General features: G+C 55.4%; 10 protein-coding genes. 3 read left to right on the top strand and 7 right to left on the bottom strand.

The window, feature by feature from the left end; translation table 11 throughout:
• Nucleotides 1-21: 21 nt before the first annotated feature.
• The 5 genes from accD to pdxB all read right to left on the bottom strand — a co-directional run bounded on the left by accD (nt 22) and on the right by pdxB (nt 5,127).
• Nucleotides 22-936, bottom strand: a complete 915-nt coding sequence (accD, locus tag ACN28R_RS03100) for an acetyl-CoA carboxylase, carboxyltransferase subunit beta (protein ID WP_048638076.1) — start codon at nt 934-936, stop codon at nt 22-24.
• A 229-nt stretch (nt 937-1,165) separates the two neighbouring features.
• On the bottom strand, nt 1,166-1,828 hold the full coding sequence (locus ACN28R_RS03095; protein WP_095835710.1) for a DedA family protein: 663 nt from the start codon (nt 1,826-1,828) through the stop codon (nt 1,166-1,168).
• 76 nt (nt 1,829-1,904) lie between these two features.
• Nucleotides 1,905-2,726, bottom strand: coding sequence for a tRNA pseudouridine(38-40) synthase TruA (gene truA, locus ACN28R_RS03090; protein WP_048638075.1), 822 nt, complete (start codon nt 2,724-2,726; stop codon nt 1,905-1,907).
• Entirely contained in the window at nt 2,726-3,736 is a 1,011-nt protein-coding gene (locus ACN28R_RS03085; RefSeq protein ID WP_048638074.1) for an aspartate-semialdehyde dehydrogenase, read from the bottom strand. Before ACN28R_RS03085 ends, truA begins: the two co-directional genes overlap by 1 nt.
• 254 nt (nt 3,737-3,990) lie before the next feature.
• On the bottom strand, nt 3,991-5,127 hold the full coding sequence (gene pdxB, locus ACN28R_RS03080; protein ID WP_095833554.1) for a 4-phosphoerythronate dehydrogenase PdxB: 1,137 nt from the start codon (nt 5,125-5,127) through the stop codon (nt 3,991-3,993).
• A 183-nt stretch (nt 5,128-5,310) separates the two neighbouring features.
• Here pdxB and flk point away from each other — a divergent pair, with 183 nt between their 5' ends.
• Nucleotides 5,311-6,501 carry a flagella biosynthesis regulator Flk gene (gene flk / locus ACN28R_RS03075; RefSeq protein ID WP_095833553.1) on the top strand — a complete coding sequence of 397 codons (1,191 nt, stop codon included), beginning with the start codon at nt 5,311-5,313 and terminating at the stop codon, nt 6,499-6,501.
• Here the strand turns inward: flk and ACN28R_RS03070 are convergent.
• Both ACN28R_RS03070 and fabB read right to left on the bottom strand, forming a co-directional pair.
• Nucleotides 6,481-7,680: an MFS transporter gene (locus ACN28R_RS03070; RefSeq protein ID WP_095833552.1), complete on the bottom strand. Its 1,200-nt coding sequence runs from the start codon at nt 7,678-7,680 to the stop codon at nt 6,481-6,483. The two genes, flk and ACN28R_RS03070, sit on opposite strands and share 21 nt — an antisense overlap.
• A gap of 284 nt (nt 7,681-7,964) precedes the next feature.
• Nucleotides 7,965-9,179, bottom strand: a complete 1,215-nt coding sequence (gene fabB, locus ACN28R_RS03065; protein WP_048638070.1) for a beta-ketoacyl-ACP synthase I — start codon at nt 9,177-9,179, stop codon at nt 7,965-7,967.
• Nucleotides 9,180-9,338: 159 nt separating this feature from the next.
• Between fabB and mnmC the strand changes: the two genes are divergently transcribed.
• Both mnmC and ACN28R_RS03055 read left to right on the top strand, forming a co-directional pair.
• Complete coding sequence (gene mnmC, locus ACN28R_RS03060; protein WP_095833551.1) at nt 9,339-11,357, top strand: bifunctional tRNA (5-methylaminomethyl-2-thiouridine)(34)-methyltransferase MnmC2/FAD-dependent 5-carboxymethylaminomethyl-2-thiouridine(34) oxidoreductase MnmC1; 2,019 nt, start codon at nt 9,339-9,341, stop codon at nt 11,355-11,357.
• Between the two features lie 70 nt (nt 11,358-11,427).
• The gene (locus tag ACN28R_RS03055) at nt 11,428-12,291 is read left to right on the top strand and encodes an AraC family transcriptional regulator (RefSeq protein WP_095833550.1); all 864 of its coding nucleotides are present in this window, start codon (nt 11,428-11,430) and stop codon (nt 12,289-12,291) included.
• The last annotated feature ends 66 nt before the right edge of the window (nt 12,292-12,357 follow it).

Raw genomic sequence — 12,357 nt, 5'->3', positions numbered from 1 at the left:
GCTTCCCGTTCATTAGTTCAACTATGCGTCATCCTGAGATTCAGGCGTCTCATCATGATGAGGCTCCACCACTTCATTACTCGGTTCCGGATAGTTGGTCAACTTGGCAAGGATCTTCGCCAGTTTATAACGCATTTCCGGGCGGCGAACGATCATGTCGATAGCGCCTTTTTCGATCAGGAATTCGCTGCGCTGAAAGCCCGGCGGCAATTTTTCACGCACGGTCTGTTCAATCACTCGCGGTCCGGCAAAACCAATCAGCGCCTTAGGCTCGGCGATGTTCAGATCGCCCAGCATCGCCAGACTGGCGGATACGCCGCCCATAGTCGGGTCGGTCAATACAGAGATGTAGGGCAAACCGCGCTCGCGCATTTTTGCCAACGCCGCGCTGGTTTTCGCCATTTGCATCAACGACATCAGCGCTTCCTGCATCCGGGCGCCGCCGCTGGCGGAGAAACAGACCAGCGGGCAGCCATCTTCAATCGCCTGCTCGACGGCGCGAACGAAACGCGCCCCGACGACCGACGCCATAGAACCGCCCATAAAGGCAAACTCAAACGAAGCCGCAACGATTGGCATACCGTATAGCGTGCCTTTCATCACAATCAGCGCATCTTTTTCGTTAGATTGCTTTTGCGCGGCAACCAAACGATCTTTGTATTTTTTAGAATCCCGGAATTTCAGGATATCTTTCGGCTCCAGTTCGCTGCCTAACTCTACCGTCCCTTCTTTATCCAGGAAAGATTGTAGACGAGCGCGCGCGGAGAGACGCATGTGGTGATCGCACTTAGGGCAAACTTCCAGATTACGCTCCAGCTCTGCGCGATAAAGCACCTGGCCGCAACTATCACATTTAGTCCAAACGCCTTCAGGAATATTCGCTTTACGGGTCGGCGTGATATTGCTTTTGTTAAGAATTCGTTCAATCCAGCTCATTGATAACCTTTCTGCTTGAACCTGGCAAACGCCAGTCCGCTGTTCACGTTAACTATCCCCTGACAACACAACCAACTAAAAAACGCCGGAGACTCGCCCTGATGGCGATACCAGGCATTGGCGCCAGGGATTGTTCCAGGAACAGACCATAAATGCTGCCCATTAAACCATAACGTTCCGGTACTGTGGATAAAAAACTGGTAAAACCGGATGTTAAAGTTTATTTCATTTACTTTACATTGCCACGCGCCGCCGCTCTTTTATGCCTGATGATTTCAATCACTCCGGGCAGAATAGAGACGACGATAATCGCGACAATCAGCAATTTCAGGTTTTCCTGCACCACGGGCAAATCACCAAACAGGTAACCCGCATAGGTAAACAACAGTACCCACAGCAACGCGCCGGCGACATTATACGCGGCGAAATGCCGGTAACTCATATGCCCCATACCGGCGACAAACGGCGCGAATGTTCTCACAATAGGGACAAAGCGCGCCAGAATTATTGTTTTACCGCCATGACGGGCATAAAACTGATGCGTTTTATCCAGATAACTACGGCGGAAAATTTTTGAATCCGCATTGCTGAACAGCTTTTCGCCAAACAGGCGACCGATGGTGTAATTCACCGCATCGCCCAGGATCGCGGCAACCGCCATCAGGAAAACCATCAGGTGGACGTCCAGCGCGTTAGACGGCAATGCGGCCAACGCGCCCGCGACAAACAGCAACGAATCGCCCGGTAAAAACGGCGTGACCACCAGCCCGGTTTCACAGAATAAAATCAAAAACAAAATGGCATAAATCCAGACACCATATTCCGCCACCAGTTCCGCCAGATGAACGTCGATATGGAGGATAAAATCAATAATAAAATGTATAAATTCCATTAAAAACATCTCTCTTGATGTCGCTTCTCTATTCCCGGCCGCCTGTTCTGACGGTCGGAAACGCGTCACTTAAAAGCTAATCATGTAAAAATAGCGGTCCCATCGCCGGTTGAGGCAACGCGAAACGCGCGGGGTAATCCACCGCGACCAGATACAGCCCTTCGGCCCTGGCCGTCGCTGCCGCCAACGTGCGATCTTTTGCCGCCAACAGCTCCGCGATCCACGCCTCCGGCCGATTACCGCACCCGACTTCCATCAGGCTACCGACAATATTGCGGACCATGTGGTGCACAAAGGCATTGGCCTTGATATCTACCACGATATAAGCGCCATGACGCGTAACCTTTAAATGATTTACATTGCGCCAGGGACTGCGGGACTGACACTGTACGGCGCGAAATGAGGTAAAGTCGTTCTCTCCCAGCAGACATTGACCGGCACGCTCCATCCGCTCGGCGTCCAGCGGATGGTAAAAATGCGTGACCCCCTTGGCAAGCACCGCGGGGCGATAGCGATGATTATAGATGACGTAACGATAACGACGCGCCGTGGCGCTGAAGCGGGCATGAAAGTCATCATCGACCGTTTTTACCCAGCGCACCGCGATATCGGACGGGAGATTGGCGTTAACGCCCATCGTCCAGGCCGCATCCTGGCGTATCGCCTGCGTGCTGAAATGGACGACCTGCCCTGTCGCGTGTACGCCGGCATCGGTACGGCCGGCGCAAAATACGCCGATCGGTTCATTGGCCACTTTGCTTAATGCCTTTTCAAGACACGCCTGAACGCTGTCCACCTCGGCCTGACGCTGCCAGCCATAATAGCGGCTGCCGTCATACTCAATCCCCAACGCAATTTTCAGCGAAGCATTCTCCTTCGCCTGAATCAATTCCGACATTACCCCAAATACTCCTGCACCAGACGCTCTGCCGTTTCCACCGCCATCAGCGCGCCGCCGAAACGGACATTGTCCGCCACCGACCAGAACTGCAAGAGTTCAGGAATGCCGTAATCATTACGCAGGCAGCCGATGCTTAATCGCACATTGCCGGAAGCATCTTCAACCTGTGTGGGGTAGTCTTGCTCGTCGCTGACTTGCACATCATCGGTCTGCAACAGTTCATCACGGGCTTCCTCCGCGGACATCGGACGCAGCGATTCAAAGTGAACCACTTGCGCATGGCCGTAGAAAACCGGCGACTGAATGCAGGTAACGGAAACCGGCAGCCCGTCATCCTGTAAGACTTTCCGCACCTGATCCACCAGGCGACGCTCTTCGCGCACGCTGCCTTCATGATCCGGCAATAGCGGCAACAGGTTGAACGCCAGCTGTTTAGGGAAAAACCCCGCTTCAGGCGGAATGCCGTTCAGCAAACTCGCGCTCTGTCCGGCCAAGTCATCCACCGCCGCTTTACCGCGCGCGGAAACCGACAGCATATTCGTCACATGCAGACGGGACAAACCCGCCGCATCCGTCAGCGGTTTAATCGCCTTCAGCAGTTGACTGGTCAGGCTATCCGCCACCGCAACGATATTGCGGTTACGATAATCCGCCAGCGTATAGGCATTCACCCCCGGCACCACCAGCGGAACATCCGGCTCCAACGCAAACAGGCCGCTGCTGTCGATCACCAGACAGCCGGCATTGCCCGCTTCTTCGGCATAACGCTCGCTGGCTTCCTGACCGGCGACAAAAAACGCCAACTGGGCCTGTGACCAGTCGAAATCCGCCGCATCTTCTACCGGACAGGATCTGCCGTTAAAACGGATGATTTCACCCACGCTACGTTCACTGGCCAGCGGATACAGTTCACCCACCGGAAATTCACGCTCCTGCAATAACTCCAGCAACGCCGAGCCCACAGCCCCCGTGGCGCCCAGCAGAGCAATATTCCAGCCGTCAGACATGTGGTTTTCTCCCCAAACTTATGAATGAAACATCCATGGGCGATAAGCCTATCGCCCATTCTGTGACCCAGTATTTTTCTTTGATATTCCTTGCCAAATCGTCATTCCCGCGCCGGCGGGAATCTCCCCAATATATTGTTTCAAAAGCAGATCCCCGCATTGCGCGCCCCGTCCTGGGGTTCGACGCCAGCGGCGTTAACAACCATTCCTGATGTTGACCCGCGCGAGGATGACAGCAAAGATGAAGAAAGTGATTAACGATTCACCACTACCGTGGCGTTGAACCCCAACTTATTCAGACAGTCCGCGCTGTCGCTGTCGGCGCAGACAACATGGAGTGACGACCACTCGCGTCGTTCCTGATAATTTTTACGCAGGCGATCAAATCCGCCTTCCTGATGCGCCGCATGACGCAGCAGGGCATCGTCCCGGCGCACATCATACACCAGATGCGCCAGACGCTTTAATAACGCTTCATCCAACTGCGACGTTAGTATCACTTCGGCGACCTCCGGTTTCGGCAACAGGGAAGGCAGCGCCACCTGCTGGGGATTACCGATAAATCGACTCCAGGCCTCAAAAACCTGAGTGGTGCCGCGGGCTTTGCCTTCCAGCGTATACCCGGCGATATGCGACGTACCGATATCGACCAACGCCAGCAAATCCGTAGACAAAGCCGGTTCCGGCTCCCAGACATCGAGAATTACGCTGAATTTTTTCCCCTGATTCAAAACATTCAGCAAGGCGGCGTTATCCACCACCGGCCCTCGGCAGGCGTTAATCAGGATACGGCCTTCGGCAAAGTCATTCAGTACCGACGCATCAACCAGATGGTGCGTCTTATACGGTCCGTCAAGGTATAACGGCGTATGCAGCGTCAGGATATCGGCATCCCGCACCAGCGTTGCAAACGGCAGGAAATCTTCAGCGTCTCCCCGTTCCGCTCTGGGCGGATCGCACAGTAGCGTTTTTACCCCCCAGGCTTTCAGGCGTTCGTTCAGTCGGCCGCCGACATTACCGACGCCGACAATGCCGACGGTTTTATCGCGCAGTTGGAATCCATCACGTTCGGCAAGCATCAGCAGGGAAGAAAAGACGTATTCGACAACGGCGATCGCATTGCAACCCGGCGCCGCCGAAAAGCCAATATCGTTGGCCGCCAACCAGTTCTGATCGACATGATCGGTGCCCGCGGTGGCGCTGCCGACGAACTTAATAGAGGTTCCGGTCAAGAGTTCGGCATTGACTTTGGTTACTGAGCGAACCATCAATGCGGCGGCGCCATTCAGCGCCTCACGCGGCAGCGGACGCCCCGGCACGGCCTGAACATCGCCCAGTCGGCTAAAGAGTTCGCGTGCATACGGCATGTTTTCATCAACCAGAATCTTCATTGTCTTCCCCGATAATCTGTTACCCGGCCCAAAATAGGGGGGTTATTTTGCCACTGAATGCGGAGGAAGCCCAACGCTATTGGTTGGCGGAAGTTAACCTCCGTAATGGTTTCAGGGCTATCTGTTGATCATAGAGCTTGCTATGATTCCTCCCATTAGCAGCCTGCAGTGAGGATGATTGGTATGCAACCTGTAAGCGGTCCAGGCGCCCCACTGCCGGGCGAGCGTTCCATCGGCGCGACTTCGCCGGCCACCTCGCCCACCGGCGCCGACGGCGGCGATCGGCCGCTGACGCTAGCGCAACGCACCACGCTTGAGAACCTGATCGTTAAAATTGTGTCGCTCAGCACGTTAAAAACGACGGAAGTCTGGAACGGGGTAAAACAGGGGCTGGGATTGACGGAAAGCGCCGAACTGATGTCACGCCACTATCAGCCTGCGGAACAGTTGCTGCAGACACGATTAAGCGAAGTACAACATCAGGATAATGCCGGCCGGCAGCAGCTGATACAGCGTTTAACCACGATGCTGCCAGACGGAAATAATCGTCAGGCGGTAAGTGATTTTATCCGTCAGCAGTTCGGTCATACCGTTTTGAGTTCGCTGAACAAAACTCAGTTGCAGCAGGTCGTTACGTTTTTACAAAACGGGCAATCGCCGCAACCGACCGCCAACGCCACGGCCGTCCAACAGCCATCGCCGTCAAATCCTCTCGATCGTCCCCTACAGCCTGCCGAACAACAAAGCCTGAATCAGTTGGTCGCCCGGCTGGCCTCGCAGACGGGAGAACAACCGGCAAAAATCTGGGCAACGCTGATGACGATGCAAAATCTAAATTCGGGCGATGCCATACCGGCGAAAAATCTGCAGTTACTGACTCAGTTCCTGCAGGCGCAGGCGTCATTACATCAAACGCAAACGCCACCTTCACAACCGACAGTATTTACCGCTAACGATTCAGCGCCGGGTCAACCCGCCGCCAACGCGGCGAATACCGCCAATGCGCCCGGCGCGGCAACGGCGCTCGCGCCGCCGTCTAACCACGTGATGTCGAATCTCTCGCTATTACAGACGGTGTTACCACATCCCCTTGATGCGCAAGAGCAGCAAATGATGTCGGACTATATGCAAAACCGTTTCAATGCCAGCCTGCCAGCCCTGATGACGCCGATGCAACTCAGCGAAGCGCTTACTTTTCTGTACAGCCAACGCATACAGCGATCGCCGGAAACCGACTGGACAGCCCCGCAGCCGCTGCTCAATCCACTGATTGCCGCACTGCCGCTTAACTGGCAATCCCTATTTCAAAAACCCATGTTTGTGGTGATTGCCAGCGTCTGCGTAGTGATATTTTTACTGTGGGTTCTCTTCTAAGCGCTGGTTAATGGAAAAATTCAGCGTGACGGCGATGCCCAGCACGGCGCAAACCGCACCGGCAATAAACACGGAAGCGTATCCCTGCGAGGTGGCTAAAACACCGGTTAACGGGCCGGTAAAGGCGTACGAAATATCCTGAAAGGCGGAATACCCGCCCAGCGCCGTACCGCGTACCGACTCAGGCACGCGTTTCACCACTTCCACCCCCAATGCGGGAAATATCAGCGAACAGCCAAAACCGGTGAATGCCGCGCCTGCCAGGGCCAATACCGCAGATGGCGCCAGCCAGAGCAGCACCAGCCCGGCGGCTTCAATCATCAGGGAGAAAATGGCGACTTTTCCGCCGCCGATCTTGTCCGGCAAATGGCCAAACAGCAGACGCATCAGCACAAAAGCGACGCCAAAGGCCGTTAGCGCAAACCCGGCATTCCCCCACTGCTGTACGGCAAAATAGAGAGAAACGAACGTGCCGATAACGGCGAATCCGACCCCTTGTAAAGCCAGCGCCACGCCGGGTTGCCATATCAACCCCACCACTTTCCATAGGGAAGGACGAACTCCGCCATAAGGCTTAACCGCACGGATGCGACAGTTAAGCAGTAAGGAAACCAGCGGCAGCAGCAATGAAACAACCCCCAAGGCCATAAATCCCCATGATTGATGCAACCACAGACCCAGGGGCGCGCCCGCGGCCAACGCGCCATAAATCGCCATGCCGTTCCACGACATAACCTTACCCGAGCGCTGTTGCCCGACCAGCCCGATTCCCCAAATCAGATTCCCCGTCAGCATTTGGCTTTCGCCGAAACCAAGAATCAAACGTCCGATAACCAGCAGAGCAAATTTTCCTATCACCGGCAGCGGCACAAACGCCGCCAGCAGATAGGTAACGCCAGCCAGGGCAAAAGCGCACATTCCCTGCTGCGTCGAACGTTTCGCCCCGTGCTGATCGGCTAAACGCCCGGCGTATCCCCGCGTCAGAACGGTGGCTAAAAACTGCACGCCGACGGCGATACCGACCATCGTATTATTCAGCCCCAACTCGTTATGCACATACATCGGGATCACCGGCAATGCCATACCGACGGTCAAATAGGAAAGGAAAACGGCACTGGTCAATACCAGCAAGTCGCGGGCCGGACGGTCATTATTCACACGAAAAAAACTGAGGGACATCTCTTACTCCAAATCGATAACAGCTGAAGATAGAGAGGGCGGGAGCCGTTCACAAGCGTCAGCGCCTCTCCATCTGCGGAAAACCGCAGACAGTGGATGCGTTGGATCACGTGAACGCTTACGCAGTGCCGGAACGGGTCACTGTGGAACCCGATAAGTAAACAGGGAAGCCCACAGCCTGTCAAGATTCGCGCTGACTGAAAGTCAAACGCCCCGTCAACATGATGTTCACGGGGCGCGAGAGACAACGTCATGCAAGGCGAGCGATGACGGGTTATGCGAGGTTACTTCTCAAACTTGCTCATCACCAGCGTGGCGTTGGTGCCGCCGAAACCGAAACCGTTCGACATCACCGTCGTCAGTTTACGCTCTGTCGGCTTGGTGATAATGTTCATGCCGACAGCCTGTTCGTCCAGCGTTTCAACGTTAATGCTCGGTGCGATAAAGCCATGTTCCAGCATCAGCAGAGTATAAATCACCTCCTGAACACCGGCCGCGCCCAGTGAGTGACCGGTCATCGCTTTCGTGGCGGAAATCGCCGGAATGTTCTCACCGAACACTTCACGAATCGCCCCCAGTTCTTTCACATCGCCAACCGGCGTAGAGGTGCCGTGCGTGTTGATGTAGTCGATCGGCGCATCCACGTCCTGCAGCGCCATCTTCATGCAACGCATCGCGCCTTCCCCTGACGGGGCAACCATATCCGCGCCATCGGACGTCGCGCCGTAGCCGATGATTTCACCGTAGATGTGCGCGCCGCGCGCCAGCGCATGCTCCAGCTCTTCAACCACCACGATACCGCCGCCGCCGGCGATGACAAAACCGTCGCGATCGGCATCATACGTACGGGACGCTTTTTCCGGCGTTTCGTTATATTTGGTAGACAGCGCGCCCATGGCATCGAACTCACAGGCCATCTCCCAGCACAGCTCTTCGCCGCCGCCGGCGAATACCACGTCCTGCTTGCCCAGTTGGATCATCTCTACCGCGTTGCCGATACAGTGTGCTGAAGTCGCACAGGCGGAGCTGATAGAGTAGTTAACGCCACGGATTTTGAATGGCGTCGCCAGGCAGGCGGAAACGCCGGAAGCCATAGCTTTGGTGACCATATAGGGACCCACGCCACGCAGACCTTTCGCCCGCATGCCGTCAGTACCCGCAACCTGATTACGCGGAGAACCGCCGCCGGAACCAACGATCAGACCAGTGCGATCGTTGGAAACCTGATCGTCGCTCAGACCAGAATCTTTAATCGCCTGCTCCATAGACAGATAGGCATAAATCGATGCATCACTCATAAAGCGCACCACTTTGCGATCGATGAGGCCTGTGGTGTCCAGCTTAACGTTACCCCAGACGTGACTACGCATGCCGGAATCTTTCAGCTCTTGAGAGAAAGTAATACCCGAGCGGCCTTCCCGCAAAGACGCCAGAACTTCCTGCTGGTTATTACCTATGCTTGATACGATCCCCAGACCAGTAATCACTGCACGTTTCATTCAATACCTCTTCCACTTATAAAGTTTGGGATTTCGCATCGCACTTTAGCGTACAGTTGTAAGCTGAACAAGTCCGATCAGCCGAACTTTCACTAAATTTGCGCCTCAACATTCCGATCGTTAAAATCGCTACACCGCTTGAATAATGAGTCAGTTGCCGTGAATAACCGCTCCATCCAACACGCGTCGTTAAGTTGGAACGAACAGGGTACACCTGTATCGCAACAATTTGATGACGTCTATTTTTCGAATCAGGATGGGCTGGCGGAAACCCGCTATGTATTTTTAAAAGGCAACCAGTTCCCCGCACGCTTTATGACGCATCCGCGCGAGATTTGCGTGGTGGCGGAAACCGGTTTCGGCACCGGCCTCAATTTTCTCACGCTGTGGCAGGCCTTTGACGATTTCCATTCCCGGTCGCCGCAGGCGCCGTTACGTCGCCTGCATTTCATCAGCTTCGAGAAATTTCCGCTGCGCCGGCACGATCTGGCCGCGGCTCACGCCCAATGGCCTGAACTGGCGAAATATGCGCAGGAATTGCGCCGGCAGTGGCCTTTACCGCTGTCGGGCTGCCATCGTCTGATACTGGCGCAGGGGCGCGTCACCCTCGATCTGTGGTTCGGCGATGTCAATACGCTGCTGCCGACCCTGGACGAATCACTGCATCATAAAGTCGATGCCTGGTTCCTCGATGGCTTTGCGCCGTCCAAAAATCCGGACATGTGGACGGAGAATCTGTTCCACGCCATGGCGCGTCTTGGCCGCCGGCAAGGGACATTCGCCACCTTTACCGCCGCCGGATTCGTCCGGCGCGGGCTCCAGCAGGCGGGGTTTAACATCAGCAAAATCAAAGGATTCGGCCAAAAACGCGAAATGCTGAGCGGGGATCTGCCGGAATGCGTTTCCGTTCCCTCCGCCGCCCCCTGGTATGCTCGTCCGCCAGCCGCCGCAACCCACGATATCGCCATTATCGGCGGCGGCATCGCCAGTGTGTTGACCGCGCTGGCGCTACAACGCCGCGGCGCGACGGTGACGCTCTACTGTGCCGATGGTCAACCGGCGCAGGGCGCGTCGGGCAACCGGCAAGGCGCGCTGTATCCCCTGCTGAATAATAAGCACGATGCGCTGTCGCGTTTTTTCGCCGCCGCATTCACTTTTGCGCGCCGCCACTATGCCGAACTGGCGGCGCAGGGCGTCAGTTTTGAACATCAGTGGTGCGGCGTCAGCCAACTGGCCTATGACCAGAAAAGCGCGCGTAAAATTGAACATATTTTACAAGGCGAATGGCCGCCGGAACTGGTTTTCGGCGTCACCGCGGAGCAGCTTGAAGCCTTGAACAACCTGACGCTTGGCGCAGGGGGCATCACCTACCCCGATGGCGGCTGGCTGTGTCCGGCGGAGTTAACGGCGTCGGCGCTGGAACTGGCCCGGCGACAGGGGCTGCGCATACACATGAACACGACGGTTTCCCAGATTGAGCAAGCCGCCACGGGCTGGCGACTGAGGCTGAATAACCATCAGCAAATGGAACATACCGTACTGGTTCTGGCCAATGGCTATCAACTGTCGGAGTGGCCCCAGACCCAACATCTGCCATGCTATGCGGTTCGCGGCCAGGTAAGCCATATCCCGACGACGCCGGCGTTACAGCGGCTAAAACAGGTACTTTGCTATGACGGTTATCTGACGCCCGTCAGCCCGCAGCACCAGGCGCACTGCATCGGCGCCAGCTATCAACGCGGCGATAGCGGCGCCGACTACCGGGAAGAAGAGCAACAGGAAAATCGTCAGCGGTTGTTGCACTGTCTGCCGCAGGCGGAATGGGCGCGGCAGATTGACGTGAGCGGCCGTCAGGCGCGTCAGGGCGTCCGTTGCGCGCTGCGCGATCATCTGCCTTTAGTGGGCGCGGTAGCGGATTATCAACAGACGCTTGCGTGCTATCAGGATCTGCCGCAATCGCTGCGCCATGCGGAAAATCTCCCGCTGGCGCCGGTCTACCCCAACCTGTTCATTATCGGCGCGCTGGGATCGCGGGGACTGTGCTCCGCGCCATTGGCCGCCGAGATTCTGGCCGCTCAAATTTTTGATGAACCGCTGCCGCTGGACCGCGAAACGCTGGCTGCGCTCAATCCTAATCGTTTTTGGATCAGAAAACTGCTGAAAGGCAGGCCGGTTTAAGAGTAAAACAGGTACAGGTTAAACACCGACGGCAATTTTATACCAAGCGGCAACATCATGGGGGCGCTCAATGGCTGAAAAGGAAAAGACACGGGAACAAGCCCATTTTCGCCATTTTAAAGAGTTCGGCGGTTTGGAAATGCTGCAAGCTCGCTACAAACGGCAGCGCTTCTCCCGCCACGCTCATGAAAATTTCTGTATCGGCGTGATTGAAGAAGGCGCGCAGCGATTTTACCGCACCGGCGGCGAGCATGTTGCGCCCAAGGGCGACATTATCCTGGTGAACGCCGATGAAATTCATACCGGACATTCGGCCGTCGCTGGCGGATGGTCATATCGGGCGATTTATCCCACCCTTGATTTGCTGCGTTCCCTTTCCCGCGACCTTCAACAATCTCAGGGGGCGATCCCCTGGTTTCCTGATGCTGTAGTGCACGATCCCGGTCTGTCGGAACAGCTGCGCCTGACATTTACCTTGTTAACGCAGGAAAGCAACTCGCTGCTGAAAGAAACATTGCTCTTCTCATCGCTGGCCTGGTTGATCATGCAATATGGGAAAAGCCGTATTTCTGAACGCGACTTACCGGATTCCGGTAACCATATCGCCAACGCTAAAGCGTTAATCGATGCCTGCCCCGAACAGAATGTGTCGCTGATCGAACTGGCGAATGTCGCAATGCTCAGCCCGTGGCATTTTTTACGCCAGTTCAAAAAAACGGTGGGCATGACGCCGCACGCTTATTTAGTTCATGCCCGGTTGCGAAAAGCCAAATCATTATTACTGGCCGGACACGGCATATTAACGGTGTCCTCGCTGTGCGGTTTTTCCGATCAAAGTCATTTCAATCGCCACTTTAAAAGAGCCCAGGGAATTACACCGGGCGAATTTATACGCTCGCTGAATTTCCCTGCGAATTATCAGATAACAGGTTAGCGGTATTTATTTACTGAGCAATTTTATTCAATACATCATTACGCTATCACCGTAGGCTGTATTCAT

The organism is Brenneria goodwinii, from assembly GCF_002291445.1.
GTDB lineage: Bacteria > Pseudomonadota > Gammaproteobacteria > Enterobacterales > Enterobacteriaceae > Brenneria > Brenneria goodwinii.
The sequence above is the reverse complement of the archived record's forward strand: the minus strand, read 5'-3'. Positions and strand labels throughout refer to the sequence as shown.